20 protein-coding genes are annotated in these 20,939 nt (G+C 63.3%); 11 read left to right on the forward strand and 9 right to left on the reverse strand.

Features of this window, described 5'->3' with window-relative positions:
* Positions 1–69: 69 nt before the first annotated feature.
* On the reverse strand, positions 70–3,126 hold the full coding sequence (locus tag N430_RS12300) for an autotransporter domain-containing protein (RefSeq protein ID WP_110638658.1): 3,057 nt from the start codon (positions 3,124–3,126) through the stop codon (positions 70–72).
* Positions 3,127–3,475: 349 nt separating this feature from the next.
* On the opposite strand from N430_RS12300, the gene N430_RS12310 reads away from it, so the two are divergent.
* Complete coding sequence (locus N430_RS12310; RefSeq protein WP_110638657.1) at positions 3,476–4,192, forward strand: hypothetical protein; 717 nt, start codon at positions 3,476–3,478, stop codon at positions 4,190–4,192.
* A 63-nt stretch (positions 4,193–4,255) separates the two neighbouring features.
* On the opposite strand, the gene glsB is transcribed toward N430_RS12310, so the two are convergent.
* Positions 4,256–5,164 (reverse strand): glutaminase B, encoded by a 909-nt coding sequence (glsB, locus tag N430_RS12315; protein WP_110638656.1) that lies wholly within the window; start codon positions 5,162–5,164, stop codon positions 4,256–4,258.
* A 213-nt stretch (positions 5,165–5,377) separates the two neighbouring features.
* Between glsB and N430_RS12320 the strand changes: the two genes are divergently transcribed.
* Positions 5,378–5,902 carry a ProQ/FinO family protein gene (locus tag N430_RS12320; protein ID WP_110638655.1) on the forward strand — a complete coding sequence of 175 codons (525 nt, stop codon included), beginning with the start codon at positions 5,378–5,380 and terminating at the stop codon, positions 5,900–5,902.
* 71 nt (positions 5,903–5,973) lie between these two features.
* Positions 5,974–6,378, forward strand: coding sequence for a DUF6632 domain-containing protein (locus N430_RS12325; RefSeq protein ID WP_110638654.1), 405 nt, complete (start codon positions 5,974–5,976; stop codon positions 6,376–6,378).
* A 132-nt stretch (positions 6,379–6,510) separates the two neighbouring features.
* On the opposite strand, the gene N430_RS12330 is transcribed toward N430_RS12325, so the two are convergent.
* Positions 6,511–7,227: a tellurite resistance TerB family protein gene (locus N430_RS12330; RefSeq protein WP_110638653.1), complete on the reverse strand. Its 717-nt coding sequence runs from the start codon at positions 7,225–7,227 to the stop codon at positions 6,511–6,513.
* Positions 7,228–7,547: 320 nt separating this feature from the next.
* On the opposite strand from N430_RS12330, the gene N430_RS12335 reads away from it, so the two are divergent.
* From N430_RS12335 to N430_RS12345, 3 genes are read left to right on the forward strand one after another with little or no spacing between them, the layout of a single operon-like run.
* The gene (locus tag N430_RS12335; protein ID WP_110638652.1) at positions 7,548–8,888 is read left to right on the forward strand and encodes a cytochrome C; all 1,341 of its coding nucleotides are present in this window, start codon (positions 7,548–7,550) and stop codon (positions 8,886–8,888) included.
* Between the two features lie 4 nt (positions 8,889–8,892).
* Complete coding sequence (locus N430_RS12340; RefSeq protein WP_110638651.1) at positions 8,893–9,384, forward strand: sorbitol dehydrogenase; 492 nt, start codon at positions 8,893–8,895, stop codon at positions 9,382–9,384.
* The gene (locus tag N430_RS12345; protein ID WP_110638650.1) at positions 9,381–11,639 is read left to right on the forward strand and encodes a GMC oxidoreductase; all 2,259 of its coding nucleotides are present in this window, start codon (positions 9,381–9,383) and stop codon (positions 11,637–11,639) included. Before N430_RS12340 ends, N430_RS12345 begins: the two co-directional genes overlap by 4 nt.
* Positions 11,640–11,713: 74 nt before the next feature.
* Here the strand turns inward: N430_RS12345 and N430_RS12350 are convergent, their stop codons facing one another.
* The 3 genes from N430_RS12350 to N430_RS12360 form a co-directional block, all read right to left on the reverse strand.
* Positions 11,714–12,214, reverse strand: a complete 501-nt coding sequence (locus N430_RS12350) for a GNAT family N-acetyltransferase (RefSeq protein WP_110638649.1) — start codon at positions 12,212–12,214, stop codon at positions 11,714–11,716.
* Positions 12,215–12,268: 54 nt separating this feature from the next.
* A complete protein-coding gene (locus N430_RS12355) occupies positions 12,269–14,017 on the reverse strand; it encodes an OPT family oligopeptide transporter (protein ID WP_110638648.1) in 1,749 nt (582 codons plus the stop codon).
* A gap of 98 nt (positions 14,018–14,115) precedes the next feature.
* A complete protein-coding gene (locus N430_RS12360) occupies positions 14,116–14,937 on the reverse strand; it encodes a helix-turn-helix domain-containing protein (RefSeq protein WP_110638647.1) in 822 nt (273 codons plus the stop codon).
* A 108-nt stretch (positions 14,938–15,045) separates the two neighbouring features.
* Here N430_RS12360 and N430_RS12365 point away from each other — a divergent pair, with 108 nt between their 5' ends.
* Positions 15,046–15,360 (forward strand): DUF2834 domain-containing protein, encoded by a 315-nt coding sequence (locus N430_RS12365; protein WP_110638646.1) that lies wholly within the window; start codon positions 15,046–15,048, stop codon positions 15,358–15,360.
* Between the two features lie 187 nt (positions 15,361–15,547).
* Entirely contained in the window at positions 15,548–15,925 is a 378-nt protein-coding gene (locus N430_RS12370) for a hypothetical protein (RefSeq protein WP_110638645.1), read from the forward strand.
* Between the two features lie 15 nt (positions 15,926–15,940).
* Here the strand turns inward: N430_RS12370 and N430_RS12375 are convergent, their stop codons facing one another.
* Both N430_RS12375 and N430_RS12380 read right to left on the reverse strand, forming a co-directional pair.
* Positions 15,941–16,711 carry a class I SAM-dependent methyltransferase gene (locus N430_RS12375; RefSeq protein ID WP_110638644.1) on the reverse strand — a complete coding sequence of 257 codons (771 nt, stop codon included), beginning with the start codon at positions 16,709–16,711 and terminating at the stop codon, positions 15,941–15,943.
* A gap of 158 nt (positions 16,712–16,869) precedes the next feature.
* Complete coding sequence (locus N430_RS12380) at positions 16,870–17,388, reverse strand: carboxymuconolactone decarboxylase family protein (RefSeq protein ID WP_110638643.1); 519 nt, start codon at positions 17,386–17,388, stop codon at positions 16,870–16,872.
* A gap of 133 nt (positions 17,389–17,521) precedes the next feature.
* Here N430_RS12380 and N430_RS12385 point away from each other — a divergent pair, with 133 nt between their 5' ends.
* Entirely contained in the window at positions 17,522–18,346 is an 825-nt protein-coding gene (locus N430_RS12385) for an AraC family transcriptional regulator (RefSeq protein ID WP_110638642.1), read from the forward strand.
* A 60-nt stretch (positions 18,347–18,406) separates the two neighbouring features.
* Here N430_RS12385 and N430_RS12390 read toward each other — a convergent pair whose 3' ends face one another.
* Entirely contained in the window at positions 18,407–19,285 is an 879-nt protein-coding gene (locus tag N430_RS12390; protein ID WP_110638759.1) for a LysR family transcriptional regulator, read from the reverse strand.
* A 107-nt stretch (positions 19,286–19,392) separates the two neighbouring features.
* On the opposite strand from N430_RS12390, the gene N430_RS12395 reads away from it, so the two are divergent.
* Together N430_RS12395 and N430_RS12405 are read left to right on the forward strand one after the other, a co-directional pair.
* Positions 19,393–20,394: a zinc-dependent alcohol dehydrogenase family protein gene (locus N430_RS12395; protein WP_110638641.1), complete on the forward strand. Its 1,002-nt coding sequence runs from the start codon at positions 19,393–19,395 to the stop codon at positions 20,392–20,394.
* A gap of 272 nt (positions 20,395–20,666) precedes the next feature.
* A partial coding sequence (locus N430_RS12405; RefSeq protein ID WP_133248845.1) for a transposase occupies positions 20,667–20,939 on the forward strand: 273 nt, incomplete at its 3' end.

The raw sequence follows: 20,939 nt of genomic DNA on the forward strand, positions 1-20,939 counted from the left end.
GCCTGATAGATCGAGCATCGCACGGCGGCGCTCGATCTATCAGGCACTCAAAGGTTACGACTCACACATTCAGAACCGAACCGTAATCCCCGCATTCACCGAGTGGTAGCGGGCATCCGAGCCGAACTGGCCCTGATACGAAAGCCCCACCTCAGTCTGGCGATTCACCTTCACCGTCGCCCCCAATTCCGTCATCGCCACATCACGCGTCTGGGCAATGCCCTGCACCGCGAAGTCCGGCCCACCCGCCAACACCTGGGTACTGCGCGGGTCCAGATCCCCATAAGCCCGCCGCCACCCCAACGACCCATAGAACTGGGTGTCATGGTCAGCCACGCGGGTACGGGTTGAAGCACGCATGCCCACCGTCGAGAACCAGGTGTCCTGCTGCTCACTGGACACATCCAGCGCCGCCGCCCCACCTTTCTCATGGAAGCTGTCGGCATCGTACTTCACGTACGACACGCCCACGAACGGCTCCAGCGCCACCGCACCCAGGCCGATGCGATAAGCCGCTTCGCCACTGGCCTGCAAGGTATTGGCGTCACGCTTGCCTTTCAGGTGGTCGCTGAACCCGGCGAAGGCCACGTTGCGTTTGCTGTCCAGCTTGTGCCAGGTGTAGCCGACGTCTGCGCTCAGGCGCAGGGCATCGAGTTGGGCGCCGGTGTACAGGCCCAGGTGGTAGTTGTCGCTATGGCCTTTGGCATCGGTGTCGTCGGCATCGAACTTGGTGCGGCTGTAGCCACCGTACAGGCCGGCGCGCCAGTCGGGGGTGAGGCTGCCGTCGGCGCCGATCAGCACGCCGCCGGTTCTCTGGTGCAGGCCGCCGGCGCCGTTGTTGCCGTCCAGCTTCGACCAGTTGCCGAAGGCCTGCGCCCAGGCGCCACCTTCCAATTCAGGGGCGGTTGGCATGAAGCTCGACGCACCCAGCGGCATGCGCACGGTCGTGCTGTCGAACAGGTTGCGCAGGCGGGTGCCGAGCACGCCGGAGACCACCTGGCTGTTGGCGATCAGCGCGGTGCCGGTGCTGCCGTGGTAGTCGCCGGAGAGCTGGTCGATGGCATCGCGTGCGCTGTCGGCATCGAGCACCAGCAGGTTGTTGTACAGGCGCAGCGGTTCGCCGCTCTGCTGCAGGTCGCTGAGTGCGCCTGCGGTGTTCCATTGGTTCTCGGTGAGCGCCACGGTCTGGAAGATGCCCGGGGTGGCTGGCCCGCCGGTTTCTGGCGGCTGGACCGGGGGTTGCACGGGCGGCTGAACCGGGGGCTGGACCGGTGGCTGTACGGGCGGTTCGACAGGGGGCTCGACGGGAGGTTGAACCGGTGGCTCGACGGGCGGCTGCACCGGCGGCGTGACGGGTGGCTCCACGGGGGGCTCTACCGGGGGTTCTACAGGTGGCTCCGGCGTGGTGGGTTTCTGCGCGATGGTCAGGTTCAGTTCGTTGGCCGTGCGCTGCAGGCTGACGTCGAGAAACGCCGAGTTTGTGAACGCCTGTGCATAGGCGATGCCGGCAGCCGCACCGTCCACCACGCCACCCTGGGCGGCCAGCAGGGTGTAGGTCTGCCCGGTCTGGTAGCTTTGCGCGTCATTGAGCGTGGTGACATCGACCCGGGTGCCTCGCAGGGTGGCGGTGCCGCTGACGTTGACGTGATCGGAGCCACCATCACCGGCGATATCGGCGGCATAACGCGAGCCGGCCGCCATGTCCAGGTCGCCGTTGATCCTCAGGGTGCCCAATGCACCTTCACCCGGCGAGAGGGTGCCGCCCGAGGCAACCTGCGTGGTGCCGACCTGTCCGATACCGGCCAGCACACCACCGTCCAGCACCTGGGCGCGGTTGCTGTAGTTGCCAAGGGCGTCGGTGTGGCCGACGGTGCCGTTGACCACCAGGGTGCCGTTGCCAATGCTCAGCAGCGAGGTGCCGCGCGGGTTGCTCTGGTCGACATCACCGGCCAGCACCAGGCGCCCGCCACGTACCACGGTGCTGCCGGACATCCCGGTCAGGTCGCCGCTCAGGGTGGTGTTGCCGCTGAAACTGTAGACGCGGCCCGCACCGCTGATGCGGTTGCTCACTTGCAGGTCGCTGTCGGTGTGGTTGAACGCCAAAGCACCGCTACCGGCGCCGAAGCGGATCGCCGTTTGCGGGTCGAGGCGGCCGGCGGCTTGTGCGGCGCTGGCGGTGATGGCGTCGATATCGGTGCGGCTGTCGTCGCGGACCACTGCACCACCGATGCTGAGGGCGCCGCGTGCGGCCGAGTTGATGCTGGTCAGCTCGCTGATGTCGATGCCGTCGGTGCTGCTCAGCTCGGCGCCGTTGGCCAGCACCAGGGTGGTGCTGGAGGTGGTGGTGCCCAGGGTCAGCGTGCGCGTGGCCAGGCGCGTGCCGGCGCCAGTGACGCTGACCACGGTATTGCGGCTGATGTTGGCCGAGCCCAGCCTCATCGTGTCGCTGGTCAGTACCGCGCCGTCGCTCAGGCTGAGGTCGTTGCGGTTGGTGAAGCTGCCGGTGTTGTCCCAGCGGGTGTTGGCGCCGGACAGGTCGCTGATCGAGTTGATGGCCACACGGTCGCTGAGCAGCTGCCCGCCATTGCGCAGGGTGATGCGCGAGTCGTAGAGGAATGTGCCGCCGGAGGTCACCTCGACGGCATCCACCTTCGCACCTGGGCCGCTGACCACCAGGTTTGCCCGGGACAGGCCATTGCCGGCATTGCCGTTGTCGCTGAGCTGCAGGTCGCGCACGAATACTTCGCCGCCGTCGAGCACGTTGAGCGTGCCCTGGCCGGCGCCGCCGACGACGATGGTGTTACCCAGCACGGCTGTGGTGCGCGGTACGAACCAGCGGGTGCCGGGGCCTTGGACCGTAACTGTGGCCATGGCCGTGCTGGCTGCGTCGTTGGTGGCCGAGCCACCGATCCGCCCACCTTTGCTGGTGAGTTCGGCGCCGTTGTTGATGGTCAGGGTGGCGGGCACGCCGTTGCCGGGGCGCAGCGACACCGTGCCATCGTAGGCGCGGTCGCTGCTGAAGGTGTCTTCGCCGCTGTCGAGGGTGTAGTCCACTGCGTGGGCGTTGGGCAGCATGGCGAGGGTGATCGCGAAGGCAAGCGGGGACAGTCTGAAAAGGGGGTTCATGACGACTCCAGATATTCCATTAGAGGCCACGCACGTGGCTGCCAGCCCTGAGGGCGATGGCGTTCCTTGGGTGCAACAAAACAAGGCTGGAAGTATCGGGAGGGGGTAGCGCGGTGAGAATAGTACGCATGTGCTAGCGTTTTTCGGAACGTGACACGGCGCACACCGTGGGTGTGGGCTGATATTGTGTTCGTACGCCCATTGGCGGCAAGTGAATGGCGGCTTTACCGAGATCTGCGTTTACAGGCTTTGCGTGACTCACCAGATGCCTTCGCAAGCCAGCTCAGCCATGGACTTCCGCTGCCCATCCCTCGAAACTGCTCCCTTCGCATCCAGACCAAGGCAGGTCATGACCAACTTCAAACGCACCACCTCTCTCCTGCTGCTACTCGCCACAGCCTCACTGACCGCCTGCATCCCCTGGAAGCGCGAACGCCCAGCCTACGCGGACCTCTGTGAATCCGAATACCAGTTCAAAATCCCAGGCCCGCAAGGCGAAACCACGCTGTACCTGGAAACCTACCTCTACGACCGCGCCTCCATGTGGGGCCAAAATCTCCACGTGCAAGGCCTGCACGTGCAGTACCCAGGCGAGGAGTTTCCGCGGCGGGAATTCTTCGTGCAGATGATCGCCTACAACAAAGACCGCCAGCGCCCGTCAACGGACTCCAAACGCGGCGAGCCGCCGATACCGGTGCTCTACGACAGCCGCCAGGCCTACATCACGTTTGAAGACGGCTCGCGCCTGAAGGCTCGGCCCGAGGTGTACGTGGGCCTCAACGATACCTACGACTTTCCGTCTTTGAGTGAGCGGGCTGCCCGGCCTTCGCCGTACGACATCAACAGCGATGAAGTGCACCGGATGATTCCCAGGCTCACCAACAACAAGCGCTATGGCTCGGCGTATGTGCTCTTCCAGACGGACAAACTCAACGCCGACGCCAAGTGGACCATTCACCTGGGCAGCCTTCAGGTACCGGGTCGCAAGGTGGAAATTCCGCCGCTGCAGCTGTGTTATCACCCGGTGAAGAAATGGATCGGCATCGAGCCGCTAATGCGGCCGTGAGGTTACCTGGAAGCAGAGCCGCTTCCCGCAGCCCTTGCACGGTCGTCTCCATTGCTAGCCTGATCAGAACACCGACCACCCGATCCGCGAACTGAGCAACTCCAGCGCCGCCATACCGGCCAGGGAATTGCCCGCCGCATTCAACTCTGGCGACCACACGCACACGGTAAATTGCCCCGGTACGATGGCCACGATCCCGCCACCCACGCCGCTCTTGCCGGGCAAGCCGACGCGGTAGGCGAAGTTGCCGGCCTCGTCGTAAAGGCCGCTGGTGGCCATGATCGAGTTCACCTGCTGGGTCTGGCGTCGGCTGAGGATCTGCTCGCCGCTGTGCTTGCAGAACCCGTCGTTGGCCAGGAAGCAGAACGCCCGGGCCAGGTCGAGGCAACTCATTTGCAGCGCGCAATAACTGAAGTAGCTGCGCAGCACCGTCTCGACTTCGTTATGGAAGTTGCCGAACGACTGCATCAGGTAAGCCATGGCGGCGTTGCGCGCGCGGAACTGGTACTCCGAATCGGCGACGCGGGCATCGATCGCAATGTGCGGGTTGGCCGACAACCGGCGGACAAAGTCGCGCATCGACAAGGTGGGCGCGGCAAAGCGCGATTGGTTGATGTCGCAGATGACCAGCGCCCCGGCATTGATGAACGGGTTACGCGGGCGCCCGCGCTCGAACTCCAGCTGCACCAGCGAGTTGAACGGCTGGCCCGAAGGTTCGTGCCCCAGCCGTTGCCAGATGGCTTCACCGGAGTGGCCAATCGCCTGAACCAGGCTGAACACCTTGGAAATACTCTGCACCGAAAACGGCACCAGGGCGTCGCCTGCGCAGTAGTGGCTGCCATCGTTGCCATACACGGCAATGCCCAGCTGATTGGCAGGCACGTCGGCCAGCGCAGGGATGTAGTCAGCCACTTTGCCCTTGCCGATCAAGGGGCGCACTTCGTCGAGAATCTCGTTCAACAGCGTTTGCATGGAAGGCCTTGTCATCAGTCCCCGGACGACAGCGAGGGGGTCGCGTTTGTGACGTCGATCGAGTCGGGCAGATCACAGATTTGCACCAAAATGATGCGGGTTATCAGGCTGTATCGGCAAAAACCGCAACGATTCATCCTCTTTCTGCTGCTACCAAGCGCTGCATGGCTTATCCTTGCGCCACGCAATCAACGTAGAAGCAGTGAATTAACGATGGGTTTTGAACAACTAGCTGAGTTACGTGACCGCCTGCGGTCTGAAAAAGCGCAGGCAAAGGCTGATAGCCCGAAGGCCGACAGCCCGAAGCCCGCCAAGCGCAAACCCGCCCCGCAGGCCAAGGCTCGCGAGCAGGACCCGGCGGTGGAAGCGATCTGGCCACTGCAGAAGCATTTCCCGTTGGCCTTCCCGGTAAACCCGGCCCCCAAGGTCCCGCTCAAAGAGGGCATCTTCAAGGATGCCGAGCAACACCTGGAGCTGCTGGGCATTACCAGTGAACAGCTCAAGCTGGGCATCTCGACCTGGTGCCGGGGCAACCGCTACTGGGCCAGCATGGTGGAGAACGCACCGCGCCTGGACCTGAATGGCCAGCCCGCAGGCGTTGTCACCGCCGGCCAGGCGCTGTATGCCAAGCAGCAAGCTTCGCGTCAGCGCGGCAAAAGCCGTAAGGACCGTGCCAAGGCAAAAGCTGCCGCCCCGGCACCTGTCGCCGAAGCCGCAGTGGAGCAGACCGCAGACTGAATCCAGTCACGCTTGGCCCTGCATCATTCAGAGGGAGGGTGCAGGGTCTGGCGTATCCAGAGGAGCCCGTCATGACATTGGTCGATCGCCTCAGGTATTTGCGCGTCGTTCTAGTCCTGGGGGGCCTCGCGTGCCTTGCGCTCTATCCCCTCATGCTGTTCTGGCCGTCCGGCTGGGCCTGGCACATCGGCCACTCCGACTACCCGATGATGATCGTGGGCATCTACGCCACGCTCGGCGTGTTCTTGATCCTGGCCGCACGTGACCCACTGGCCAATCTCAGCCTGATCTGGTTCACCGTGTGGTCCAGCGCCGTACATGGCGCAATCATGGCTGTCCAGGCTGTCACCCAGCCGGGGCAAATGGGGCACTTGGCAGGTGACGTGCCCGCGCTCTTCATCGTGGCGATCGCCTTGGCCATCTTGACGCCCCGTGCCAAATGGGCCGCTCGGCTGCGGACACACAGTGGGCATTGAGACCAGGTCTGCGTGAGTGAGTAACTGTCTTGCTCAGTTTCTAAAAGTCGGCGCGATCCCTGTGGGAGCGGGCTTGCCCGCGAACACGGGCGAAGCCCGTGCCATCCACCGCGGTAGCAAAAGGTCAGCCCGTCACGCAGCCCCCTTGGCCTGCTGCTCCAGATGCACCTGCAACGTCGGATCGATCTGCAGCGCGCTGGCCAGTTCATCAAGGTAGGTCCGCTCTGCATCCTGCTGGTCATCCACCAGCATCACACTGGCCAGGTACATCTCCGCAGCCATGGCCGGGTCCTTTGCCGACCGCGCTACCTCAGCAGCATCGAGCGGCTTGCTGACTTCCTCATCCAGCCATTGCTGCAGTTGCGGGTCGTCGGCCTGACGTTTGATTTCCGCATAAATCAGCTGTTCTTCCTGCTCGTCGATACGCCCGTCAGCCTTGGCGGCAGCAATCAGTGCACGCAAGATCGCATGGCTGTGATCCTCGGCCTCGGGGCCGGACAATTGATCGACGGTACGCACCGCCTGTTGCGGTGCAGCTGCCTGGCTGCGCTGCCAGCTTTGGTAGGCCTGAAACGCCATCATGCCCAACGACGCCAGGGCTGCGTAATTGACGCCACCAGCGGTGCGGCCCTGCGTTGATCCACCAGCGCTGCTGCCTCCCAGCAAACCGCCCAGCAGGCCACCAAGGCCATTGCCGCCGCCGCTTGAGCTACCGCCGCCAAGCAGACCGCCCAGCAAACCACCCAAACCGCCCAGGCCGTCTTGCGAAGACATGCCGCCGCTGCCTTGTTGCGCTTGCGAACGCTGACCGGCGCGAAGTAGCTGTTCGAGTAAGTCACTGGTGTTCATGGCGCTAACCTCGATCGGGAGTCGTTGCCCAGACAAGCAACGATAGTCCCCCGAAGGTGAAGCGTCATGACCGTCTGGCTGACGACCCATGTCGTGCATTCGACCCGTAGCCACCTTTCGCGGAAAACAGCTTCCGGCCAGAGAGCAGGCTCACGACAACGCTGCCCTCGATAATATCCCTACCGCTAGTCGGATATTTTCAAGGGACCTGACGCGACAACTAGCCTGCAGCATAGCGTCAGGGATAACGCTGAACATTCTGCCCAGGAAGGGCCAGTACGCCTCGTCGTCCCGACGCTTTATCTGCTGAGGAGACGATAATGAGAAAAACCCTGAAACGCTTGGCGTACCTGGGAGCAAGCTTCACCAGCGCGCTCGCCATGGCCGATGCGGCCAGCCCACCGTTGCTGTCACCTGCGATTCCCTTCGACGTCACCGCCAATCCCCCCTTCAACCTGGACAGCCTGCAACACGATTTTGACGTGCTGTCGTGGCAGACATTCGTCGCGCTGAACTGGCCCGCCAACGCCGACGGCAGCGCCAATACCTCGGCGAAGATCGGCGCGCCGGGGCAAACGGTTTGGGAGTCGTGGAAGGAGAGCTACGAGATTTTCCTGCCCAAAGGCCAGAAGCCAGTCGGCTGGAATCAGAAGGCGCCGCTACCCGCCGCCTGCCAAGGCAAGGGTGACCTGCCCGTGTTGCAGCAGATGGGCAAGGTTGCCGGTGTGCTCGATGAGTTCATCCAGCCGTTCAAGACCGGCCCGTTGGTAGACCAGAGCGGCACCTACACGCGCAACGCGATCATGGTCAACCAGCCGATGTTCGATGACATCGTCAACCATGGCTTGTACAGCAAGGAAGGCCAGCAAGCGTTCCTGAGCAAGGCCGACAACCGCATCGCCTTCGCCTGCGGTTCGCAAAAGGCCCAGCAGGTCGGCGCGATCATGGTCAAGTCGTCCTGGAAGGTGCTCGATGGTAGCGACAAGGCGGAGGACTTCCACGCCGTCGACGCGCTGGTCTACACCCCCGGCAACGCCGACCCGAACAAGGGCGCGCTAATCCCCGAGTCGTGCAGTACGCAGAAGGTCGGGCTGATCGGCCTGCACATCGTTCACAAGACCCAAGGTGCGCCGCAGTGGGTGTGGTCGAGCTTCGAGCACGTGCGCAACGTGCCGGAAAAGACCACGCCGATCAACGAGCGCAAAGGCCCCTACCTGTTCTACGACGCCCAGGCCAGCGACCGCCCGGTAAACGAGCCACCCGCGCAACCGTGGGACCCGTCGAAGAAGGCCACGCCTTCGCAGATCGTGCGGGAAATTCCGCTCACCGCCGCAACCCACCAGCTCAACGCACAGTGGCAAGGCGCGCTCAAGGGCACGGTGTGGGCAAACTACCAGTTGATCAGCACCCAGTGGCCGACCGACCCCGCCGACGACTGCGAGGTACCGTCGCCAACCAACCCGCTGGGCACGCCGGCGCCGAACTTCCTGGCCAACGCCACGCTGGAAACCTACAACCAGGGCACGACGCCCCAGGCTTCGTCCAGCTGCATGGAGTGCCACAACAACGCGACCACCCGCGTGACCCAGTCACCGCGCACCAGCTTCGCCGATTTCACCTTCCTGCTTGAACGTGCCCAATCCACTGGCGCCAAGGAGTGATGCCATGAGCGACCCGAACCTGCAGAACTTCATCAACCTGTCCGCGGTGCTCACTGGCCTGTCAGCCAAGCTGCTGGCGCCTGCCGTCGACCCGATCAACCTGCCGCCGCTGTTCTTCGCCACCGCCCAGCAAGGCATGGGCACCGCCGCGTTCAGCAACCTGCTGGAGCTGTACGCCAGTATCAGCAGCCAGCCCCCTGCGCAGATCGCCAGCGCCGTGCTCGGTAACGCGGACCCGCAGATTGCCCAGGGTGCTCGTTCGATCATGAAGTTGTGGCTGCTTGGCAGCTGGTACCAGCCGTATGACCAAGGCAATGCCCACACGGGGGACACCCGCGTGGTCTCTGACCAGGCCTACAAGGAAAGCTGGGCGTGGAAGATCGCCCAATCCCACCCCATGGGCTACAGCCAGTACCACTTCGGCTACTGGGCCGAGCAGCCACCGACCCTCAAGCAATTCACCGGTGTTGACGCCAAGGAAGGGCAGCAGCCATGAGCAACTTACCCACCCAGAACATCGAAACCGCCGATGTGATCGTCGTCGGCGCGGGCATGGCCGGCAGCGTCATGGCCTACCAGTTGGGCCTGGCCGGTTTGAAAGTGCTGGTGCTCGAGTCGGGCCCGGCGATTCCGCCGAACCGCAGTGAGTACCTGGAGCGTTTCTACACCGCCGTGCTCAAGTCGCCCGAGTCGCCCTACCCACCGGAGCAGACCGAGCAGACCCCGGCCACGCAGTTCGCCCCGCGAGCAACTATCCAGGACTTGATCACCGCCGGCAGCAACGACCCGCACAAGGTGCAGAAAAGCTACCTGGTGCAAAAGGGGCCGCAACTGTTCGCCAGCACCTACGAGCGAGTAGGCGGCGGTACCATGTGGCACTGGATGGGCACGGCCCTGCGCCTGTTGCCCAACGACTTTCGCATGCGCACTGCGTACAACGTCGGGGTCGACTGGCCTATCAGCTACGACGACCTGCAGACCGCCTACTGTCGCGCCGAGGAGGAGATGGGCGTGTCCGCCGATGTCGCCTCGCAGGCCTACCTGGGCGTGACCTTCCCGCAGGGTTATGAATACAGCATGCACGGCATCCCGCCGTCGCTGGTCGACCAGGGCCTGGGCAAGAACGTCACGGGCACGGTGTACCAGAGTGGGGAGAAGGGGCCCGACGGCAAGCCGTACCCAGGTGTCACCCTCAATGTCCGGCAGACCCCGGCCGGGCGCAATTCGCAAAACGACAACGGCCGCCGGGTGTGCGCCGGCAATACCAGCTGCACGCCAATCTGCCCGATCCAGGCCAAGTACGACGCCACTGTGACCATGGCCAAGGCACTGGATACCGGCAACGTGCGCATCCTCTACCAGGCCGTGGCCAGCCAGGTTCAGGTCGATGCCAATGGGGTCACGGGTATCGATTTCATCCAGTACCAGAACGATGGCACGCGCCAGAACGGCACGGCCCAGGGCAAGCGCTACGTGATCGCCGCCCACGCGATCGAAACGCCCAAGCTGCTGCTCAACTCCATCGGCCCGCATAGCCCTAAAGGGGTTGCCAACAGCAGCGGCCAGGTCGGCCAGGCGCTAGCCGACCACCCGGTGTACCTGGCCTGGGGCCTGATGCCCGAAGGCAAGCCGCTGTTCCCGTTCCGCGGGCCGTTGTCCACTTCGGGGATCGAGGACATGCGCGATGGCCCGTTCCGCCGCCAGCGCGCTGCGTGGCGTATCGAGATCGGCAACGAGGGTTGGAACTGGTCGGTGAACGACCCCTACACCTCGGTCTGCGATTTCATCGACGGTACCAACAATGGTGGCGCCAACCCCGACAAGCTGGCGTTGTCCGGCCAAGCGCTGGTGCAGCAGCTCAACAGTGTGCTGACCCGCCAGTTCCGGCTGGGCTTCTTGATCGAGCAGGTGGAGAAAGACCCCGACAATGCGCTGTGCCGAGTGGAGAGGACCACGGAATTCACCGACGGCTTGGGCCTGCCTCGGCCTCAAATCACCTACGCACTGTCGGACTACACCAAGGAGGGCTTCAAGCAGGCGCGCCTGGCCGCCACGCATATCATCACCGAGCTGATGGGGGCCACCGAGCTGACCGACCTGAACCCCAAGCTCGAGCCCGGCTCGCAGACGGTGTTCGAGTACGATGGCCAGAACTACCCGTTCTTCGGCGCTGGTCACCTGATGGGCACCTACCGCATGGGCTCGGACCGTAACAAGTCAGTGGTGGACAAAGACCAGCGCAGCTGGGACCACCCCAACCTGTTCCTGGTCGGTGACGGCGTGTTCCCCACCACCGGCACCGCCAACCCGACCTTGACCATCACCGCGCTGACCTTCCAGGCCGCCGACGTGGTGGCCAGCGACCTGCTCAAGCGCACGGTGCAGGTGCAAGCCAATCAGGCATGGCAGGGCACGGGCATGCAGGTCAATGGGCAGAGCTGGCAGTTGGCGGTATGTACAGGCGGGCAGTGGACGGCCAACCCGGCCACCGGCATGGTTGGTGCGCGGGGCAACCCAGGGTTGATCGCCAAACCGGGCTACACCCTGCCGGGGCAGAACGAAGGGGCGTTGATCGGGCGTATCGGCAGCAACGGTGTACCGTTCCTGGTGGGTAACCAGGTGCAGTTGCCGCGTGGTCAGCAGGGTGAGTTGCAGCTGTGCATCAATGATGACCTGACTGGGCGTTATGGAGTTGGCCTGAAGGATAACCTGGGAAGCCTGACGGTGGAGGTGCGATTCGGCGCGGTGTAAGCGCTGTCCTACCAACCCCACAGTGCTGCGGTAATGCCGCAGTAGTGTGGGGTTGCTCTCGCAGTCCTGGTGAATCAGGGTTTCGCAGCAATGGATTTGGCCATTTCTGCCGTCCCAACCCAACCGCTTTGCGCATACACCGGTTTGCCCGTCTCGGTGGCATGCAGCACAGCGAACGTGATGCCCCGGCGAGCGAACTCGGCGTCAGCCGCTTGCATCAAGGCCGAAGCCAGGCCACGGCGGCGGTAGGCCGGCTGGACGTACACGTTCAACACGTAGCCACGCTTGTCCAGGGTTGGGTGCGCGGGATGGGGAGGCCAATCAATGCTCATCAGGCCAATGGCGGCGACCGGTTGGTCGCCATCCAGGAGTTTGAACCCGTAATACCGACCGTCCCCGAGCCGCTCCTCCAGCCATGGGCGAAAGTGCTCAGTCATGACGCGCAGTTCTTCAGGATTTCCACCCGCCTCAAGAAACATTTGCTCGCGATGCGAGCAGATCATTTCTGTGTCAGAGGGCTCAACTGGCCGGCATGCCAGCCCCTGAAATCCTGCACATCCTTGTAATTCCATCATCGTTTCTCCAGCGGCAGTAGCATCCACTCATGACGATGCAGCCTATGTCACTCCCTACAACCCTCGCAACATCTCCCAGCACGACGCCCCCACCCCCATGATGCTCTCACCGGCAATCAACCCCGCCGCTGCGGTAATCGCAAACCGCTCGGTAACACTAGGCCACCGGCAACTGACCAGCCAGGTCACCACGGCGCCAAGCCCCATCATCAGGCTGATCGATGCCGGCAAGATGAACGCCAGCCCCAGCGCCGCCGTACTCGGCAGCCAGCGGGCCACCCGCTGCGGCAGCAGGCTGTCCAACGCCCCCAGCAGTACGCCAACACTGCAACCCACCACGATCGCCCAGCGCAGCTCCAACGACAGTGCACCCAGCCCCTGCGTAAGCGTCTGCGCTACCGCTTTCCAGGTCGCCACGGCCGGTGCCGGCCACTGCTCGGTGAGCAACAACGCCTGCGGGTCGGGAATCAACACCCGATACACCAGCACCCCGACCACGCTGCCGATCAAAATCCCGATGCACTGTGCAACCAACTGCTTGTGCGGCGTAGCGCCAATCGCCAGGCCAACCTTGAAGTCGTTCATCAGGTCGGTGGATTGCCCGGCCGCGCCACCCGCCGTGTTGGCGCTCATCAGGTTGATCGCCACCTGGCCTGGGGCGATCACACTGAAGCTCAGTTGCGACAGCTTGCCGATGGCGCCAATCGGCGCGATGCCCGTGGCGCCGACCACGCGCGCCGCGACCACGGCAAGGCACACCGCCAACGGAATACTCAGCAGCGCCATCCACCCGTCGATCCCGAACAACAACACCTGAAGGGTCACGACCAGCGCCATGGACAGCAGCAGCCCCGACGCAGGCCAAGGGGTAACGCGCATCCTGGCGCGTGGCGTGCGCTGCTCAGCGGGCGATCGCCGGGGTACCTGGAACAGACGAACCGACAACGAAGTCAGGGTCGCACAGACCATCAGGCTCACGCCCGGCCACAACAGCCATTCCACCAGCGCGGCGAACTGTGGGCCGCTGGCGTTCGGGGCCAGCACCACCAGGGCATGCTCGATCAGCCACGGCGCCAATCCGCCCCAGGCCAGCGCAGCGCCAATCAATAACGTCACGCCCACGCGAATGCCGATGATGCTGCCGAAACCGATCAGCATCAGCGAAGGGTCGACCGTGAAGGTCAGGCGTTCGAGCGCCGGTGTGGGCGCCCAGCGTGGTATCGCCCAGACGAACCCGTCGATCCACTTCACCAGCGCTGACAACACCGCGGCGCTGCACAGCACCTTGATTCGCGCCATGGCTTCGCGCCCGTGGTTGTAGATCTGCTGCAGCGTTTCCAGTGTCGCCATGCCTTCGGGAAACTTCAGGCCATGGTCGTTGAGCAGGGCGGGGCGCAGGTACCAGGCGATCCAGATACCCAGGAAGCTCACCGAGAACACCCAGGCCATCATCGGCACCGAGTCCAGTTGATGACCGGTGAGCAGGGTATAGGCGGGGATCGGCGCGACCAGCCCGCCCGACACGATGGAGGCCGCGGCCGAGGCCACGGTCTGGTTGATGTTGCTTTCGTGCAGTGTCCACCCGGGGCGGTTGTTGCGGCGCCCCGCCAGGCTTTGCCACAGGGCGAAGCCGACCAGCAAGGCGATGATCGACATGTTGAATGACCAGCCGATCTTCAGCCCTGCGTACACATTCGAGGGCGTGAGCATGATGCCCAGCACCGTACCGGTGAACACCGCCCGCAAGCTCAGTTCACGTTCGACGCGAACCTGGGGGAGGGCGGTGGAGGGGGCATGTCCCATGGCAATCCTTTGTCGACGTCGCAAACGCGCTCTGGACAACTGAGCCCTGACAGCCACGAAGGTTCACTGGCGCCTCCGGCTCTACAGCTACCAGCACCTTACTGGCCGTGATCCACGCGCCATTGTTCGAAGGCTTGGGTCATCCTTCTCCGGGTCGATTCATCGGCAGGAATCAGATGCTCGATACGCAGTGACTCTACTGTGATGTCCAGGGGTAGCCCGAAGGTGGTGAAGGTAGAGAGAAAGCTCAACTCGTCATCGGCGGTGCGTACACGTGTCAGCAGCACGGGGCTGGCAGTCGCTGCCTGCAAGGCAATGGCCGGTGGCGGGAGGCTGCGCAGGCGCTCTGCGAGCGCCGGGTTGCTGACTGACTCCCTGGCCGCGCGTTGCCACGCGGCAGCACGGATCTCCTGGGCGTTGGCCAGGCGATCACCCAGGCCTCCGGGGCTCAGCAGTGTTTCAAGCAGGTTGAGGCCTGATGATACCTCCTGCGTCACACCCGCCAGCGCCAACAGCAGGCCAGTGCTCACGTTGGCAGCAGTGATATCCCAGTTGCTGTCGATGACGATGGCAGGCGCTGGATTGTTCGCATGCAGAATATGTTCGATGGCTGTGTGCACCACTTCCATGGCCGGTGCATCGAGCGGCGTCGCGGCGTAGCGCGGCGCGTAGCCAGCCGCAAGAAAGACTTCGTTGCAGTGATCCAGTGGGGCCCCGAGGGCCGAAAGTATGGCATGCAAGGTGCCGGGGCTGGCTTGCGCGCGCCCGGTCTCGATGCAGCTGAGGTGGCGCTGTGAAACCCCGGCCATCAGTGCAAGGTCAAGTTGGCTGAGCCCCGCCTGCCGACGCAGATTGCGCACATGCTGGCCCGCCGTTGTGGTCGGTGCGGGGGATTTTTGATGGAACAATGGGTAGCTCATGCTTCGTCTCTGGCCCGTCCTTGCGCTCGGGCTCAATGACCTCAGAGGTCATTGAGCCTCAACAATCCTACCCCTACTGTGCCAGGAAAACCTACCAGGGACAGGACCATGGCACTTCGCTTTTTTGCGCTGGCATCGCTGGTGCTCTTTTCGATCTACACCGGCTGGACAATGTCGATTGCCGAACAATCGCTGCTGGCCTTCGGTCGCGAGCTGATTTCGCGACCGGACACAGCCCAGGTGGTCATCGACTTGTACTTGATGGCGGCGCTGGCCTGCCTCTGGATGGTAAAGGACAACCGCTCACGGGGCAGGTCGATCATCGCCATGCTTCCCTACCTGCTGCTGACGGCGGTATTCGTGTCCGCCGGGCCGCTGCTTTATCTGGCGGTGAATGGCCTTGATCGGGGGCGCCAGGTATGAACGATGCCTTGAACGTCTCTGCGGGTCGCTCACAGTGACAATGCTGGTGCGCTAGGAGGCCGAGGCAGGGCCCTGGCGCCCAAGCGCAGCTCACCTTGCCGGTGCATCACGCGCCGGGCGCCTGAAGGCGTATTCGTTGTTCCAGGCAATCAGTCATAATCGGCTACCGAACCAGGACTGAAATGCCATGAATCCTTACCTGCAAGAAGTCATCGACCTGCACGTACTGATCGAGGCGCTCTTCGCCAGAGGGGAGGGCCAGGTCGAGGCCATGATCGAGCGCTTCACGCCGGACTTCTCCATGATCACGCCGACTGGCCTGCAGGTATGCCTGCCGGATGTGGCCATCCTGTTCGCCAAGCGTGCCGGTAGCCAGCCAGGGTTGACCATCGAGCTCACCGGGTTGGAAAGCTTGGCGCAAGGGCCGGATGGCGCAGTGGTTCGTTATCAGGAGACACATCGGCAGCCCGGCCAGGACACTAAGACACGGCTCTCGACGGCACTGTTCAGCCTTCAGGGAGATCGCGTTCTGTGGCGCCATCTCCATGAAACCTGGGCGGCGTGATTTTCCGCTTGGGCCTCAGCCAAGTCGCTGGCAGAGGTACGCCTGGGTCTGATAGGGAAACGCGATGGTTTCCTGGCCGCGCAGCGCCGGATGCGTCTGGATCAGTTCGCGCAGTTGCCGGGTAACCTCGGCCTTGTCCGCAGGTGGCAGGCTGGCGATGAAACTGACCGACAGAATACGGTCCATGATCACCGTTTCGGCACTGCCGAGGTGAGTGTGCGCAAAGCAGGTCAGCTCAGGCGCCGAGAAACCTGAGCCGTCGAACGCTGCGCGCCACTGGCCGGTATGAAAGCGCGGTGTATCACCCTCGTAAGGGGTGATGATCCGGGTAATCGCCGCCACCCAATCGACCGATTCGTCCCGTACGTTCCACACCAGCCCCAAGCGCCCGCCAGGCGTGAGCACCCGGTGGATCTCTGCCAGTGCCTGGGCGTCCGCGAACCAGTGGAAGGCCTGGGCACACAGCAGCACGTCGGCGCTGGCAGCGGGCAACGGTATGGCCTGGGCAGTGCCAGCAAGCACCTCGATGCCGGGCACACACTGGGCGAACTCCTGGCGCATCGCATCAACGGGCTCGACGGCCGTCAGCCGGTCCGTCAGCGGCAGCAGCAAGCGGGTGAACTTGCCGGTGCCGGCACCAAGATCGACCACACGGGTCTGCCCGTTGATCATCAGCCTCTGCAGCAGCCAGCTGGACAGGGCTTCGGGGTAGGTTGGCCGGCCTTGGGTGTAGGTGTGGGCCTGGCGGGAGTAACCGGTCTGGGCGGCGTCATGGACGGGAGGCATGCGAGGTGGCTCCTGACAGGGGGCGTGAGCAGATTATAGAAAACCTATAATGAGTGCTCCGGATGGATTCCCGTTCCGGAGCACCTCTGCAGATCAGGCGTGAAGCAGCGCATCGAGCCTGCTCTGGTGGTCAAGGCTGGCCAGGTCGTCAAAACCTCCTAGCGTGCCGACGGCGGAAAGTCGATTTCGGTCGTAGCGATGTTGTTCAGGTAGTTGGTCAGGGTCAGTAGCGTGACTTGCGCCACTACCTCCACGATCTTGCTATCGTCAAGGCCGGCCTCGCGCGCTGCAGCGACCTGCTCGTCACTCAATTGGCCGCGGCTTGCGGTGATCTGCTGTGCCAGCGCTGCGACCGCACTGAGGGTGCCGCTACGGGCTTGGCTGATGGCTTCATCGCTCAAGCCCGCCTTGGCGCCAAAGAAGGTGTGTGCGGCCAGGCAGTAATCGCAACCGTTGATTTGCGAGGTCGCCAGGGCCACAACCTCGCGTTCGGCGGCGCTCAGTGAGCTTCTACCCAGGGCCTGTGCGAGGCCCAGGTAACCGTTGAGTGCGGCCGGGGAGTGGGCCAGGGTCCTGAATGCATTGGGAATGAAGCCGAGACCTTTTTGAATGCCTTCGAGGGCAGCGCGCGCGCCAGCAGGGGCTTGGTCCAGCGAGAGAGCGGCGATACGAGTCATGGTAGTTCTCCAGTAGGTTGGTTGATTAACCGGCTTGTCGATCAAGCTTGGCGTCCATACTAGGAGGGCTACCTTTCCTTTCGGGTTCGGATCGTCGAATATATGCAACAGATCGTCTAAATCTGAGCGAGCTATGGACCGACTATCGACGCTGCTCCAGCATTTCAGCTTGCACGCTTCCACCTTTCACCAGGGTGGGCTTTGCGGAACAACCAGCCTTTATGGGCAGCACAACGTCGGCCACGCCCATCTGCTGCGTTCGGGGCGCCTGGCCTTGAGGGGCAAGCGCGGCCAGCTGATTGAATTGACCGAACCCAGCCTGATTCTGGCCGTACGCCCGCAGGAGCATCAGTTGTCGGCGAGCGAAGCCGATGAAGCCGAGTTGGTGTGTGCCACCTTGCAATTCGATGGTGGCGCCAATAATCCGCTGACCCTGGCGTTGCCGGACTTCATCATCAAGCCGCTGCGCGAGTTGCAGGGCCTTGAAAGCACCCTCGACTGGCTGTTCGAAGAGGCCTTCGGCGACGAGTGCGGGCGGGATGTGATCCTCAATCGCCTGTTCGAGCTGATGATGATTCAGCTGCTTCGTCATCTGCTTGCCAACCGCAGCATCGCCTCGGGGATGATGGCCGGGCTGGCCAACGCCCAGCTGTCCCGTGCGCTGGTTGCTATCCACAACGAGCCCCAGCAAAACTGGTCCGTGGCGGAGTTGGCGGATCGTGCCGGCATGTCACGCGCGAGCTTTGCTGCGCACTTTCGCGAGACCGTGGGCGCCACCCCTGCGGATTACCTGGCCAACTGGCGAATCAGCCTGACGCAGAAGCGTCTGCGCGAAGGCCGCCCCATAGCCCTGATCGCCGATGAGGTGGGCTACGAAAGTCCGTCTGCGCTGGCCCGCACCTTTCGTCGCAAGGTGGGCGCAAGCCCGAGGGAATGGCTGCAGCAGAACACGGCATGATACCTGACAGGTCTGCCCGTCACGCCAATGCGCGCGGACCTGCGCCCCGCTTGGGAGCAGCTACAAATGCTCCCGGAGAAAATCGACGAACGCCATCGTCCGAGCCGAGCGTCGTCGCTCGCGGCTGAACACGGCGCTGACTGGCAGCGCGGTGGTCTGATAATCGTCGAGCACGCTGCGCACGTTGCCCTGCTGGACGTCTGCTGCGAACAGCCATTCCGGAGAGAGGGAAACGCCCAGGCCGGCCAGGACCATCTCACGTATGGCTTCGCTGCTGTTGCTGGTGACGTTGCCCTTGATGGTGACATCGAGCCCTTGCGCACCGTGGGTGAAGTGCCAGCGATCGTAATGCTCCAGCAGGGTGAAGGCGATGCAGTTGTGGTTTGCCAGGTCGGCGGGCTTGCCTGGCAGGCCGTGGCGATCCAGATAGGTGGGCGCGGCATAGACCCGCCGCGTGCTGGAGGCCAGAGAAACGGCCACCAGCCCCTCGCTCTTCACTACCCCGATGCGGATCGCCAGGTCGATGTTTTCCTTGAGCAGATCCTCGTTGTGATCGCTCAGGCGCACGTCGATCCGCACATCGGGATGGCGCTGCAGAAAGGCCCCAAGCAGCGGCGCTATGCACAACCTTCCGTAGGTGACCGGTGCGGCGATTCGCAGGGGACCGGCAATTTGCTCCTGGCCGCTGGCGAAGCTGCGGGTGGCGCTGTCGAGCTGGCCGAGAATGTCCTGGCAGTGCCTGTAAAAGCCTTGCCCCTGGTCGGTCAAGGCCAAAAGCCGGGTGCTGCGGGTGAACACGGCCCCACCCAGATACTGCTCCAGCGCACGGATCTGCTTGCTCACCGCAGGCTGCCCGATGTTCAGTTCGCGCGCGACCGCCGAGAACGAGCCACGCTCCACGACGCGCACGAAAATGCGCATGCTGTCGAACAGATCCATCGACATTAGGCCTCTTTGAGGAATGAGTGATATGCAAATTTGGTTTCTTATCAGAATGGATAAGACGGAGCAATCTGTAAGCGTCCACTCATTCAGAGGTGCCCGTCATGAATCAGACCATGCTTGCCGCTATCGCCGAATCCGCCCAGGCCCCGCTGGCCGTCCGCCACATGGCTCGCCCTGTTCCCGGTAAGGGGCAGGTCTTGGTCAAGGTTCACGCCGCGGGGGTCAATCCGCTCGATACCAAGATCGCCACTGGCGCCGGAGCACACGCCCGCCAGGCACTGCCGGCGGTGCTCGGCCTGGACCTGGCCGGCACAGTCGTCGAGCTGGGCGAGGCAGTCGAGGGGTTCACGCCCGGCCAGGCGGTCTTCGGCATGGCCGGCGGGATCGGCGGTGCTCAAGGCACCCTGGCGCAGTTCATCGCCGTGGATGCCCGATTAATCGCGGCAAAGCCACAGGTGCTCAGCATGCGTGAGGCCGCCGCTTTGCCTTTGGTCTTTATCACCGCCTGGGAAGGTTTGGTGGATCGTGCCAATGTCCATGCCGGCCAGCGGGTGCTGATCCATGGCGGTGCGGGAGGGGTCGGGCAAGTCGCGGTGCAACTGGCCAAGGCGCGCGGTGCCGAAGTCTACGCCACCGGTTCGGCGGCGAGTCTCGACTTCATTCGCTCGCTTGGCGCCACGGCAATCGACTACCAGACGCAAAGCGTGGAGGCCTATGTCGAGCAGTACACGGCCGGCGAGGGGTTCGACATCATTTATGACACCGTGGGTGGCAGCACGCTGGATGCGTCCTTCCAGGCCGTGAAACCCTATACCGGACACGTACTGAGTTGCCTCGGCTGGGGCCAGCACAGCCTCGCCCCGCTATCGTTCAAAAGCGCCACCTACTCAGGCGTATTCACCCTGACGCCGTTGCTCACCGGCACGGGACGCGACCACCATGGGGACATCCTGCGCGAGGCGGCTTTGCTGGCCAATGCCGGCCAGCTGAGCATTCGAGTCGATCAGCAGCACTTTGCGCTGGCAGAGGTCAATGAAGCATTTCGCCAGGTCGCAGCAGGTCGCAGCAAGGGCAAAACGGTCATTCAATTGGTGAGTGAATAGGCCTTGGTGTTCTAGTGAACGAAAGGCCGCTACCGACCCAAAGCTGCCGGTGAGCCGAACAGCAACCTTTGTGGGAGCGGGCGCGCCCGCGAAGAATCCAACGCGGAGCCTGGCACCGGCTGCGCCGGTGTTCGCGGGCACGCCCGCTCCCACAGAGTGCGCATCGCGCTCACGAAACCCGTTATTTTCAGCGTCTGCTATGGGTCCAGGCTGTGTGAAAACGCCTGCGATTGTCTAACCTTCTGATCGTCGAGATCGTGGCGGGGACGATCATGAAGCGATTCATAGAAGGTGAGTCTCGGACGCAAGTCACGTTGCTGCCGGAGTGCCTGGACGACTACATCACCGAAGAAAACCCAGTTCGGGTAGTCGATGTTTTTGTCGATGAACTTGACCTTGGAACACTCGGGTTCGAGGGTGTCGATCCTGCGGCAACGGGTCGTCCGGCTTACCATCCAGCAGTGCTGCTAAAAATCTACATCTATGGCTATCTCAATCGGATTCAGTCCAGCCGCCGGCTTGAGCGTGAGGCCGAGCGTAATGTC

The sequence above is a fragment of the Pseudomonas sp. CC120222-01a genome, from assembly GCF_003097235.1.
Lineage (GTDB): Bacteria > Pseudomonadota > Gammaproteobacteria > Pseudomonadales > Pseudomonadaceae > Aquipseudomonas.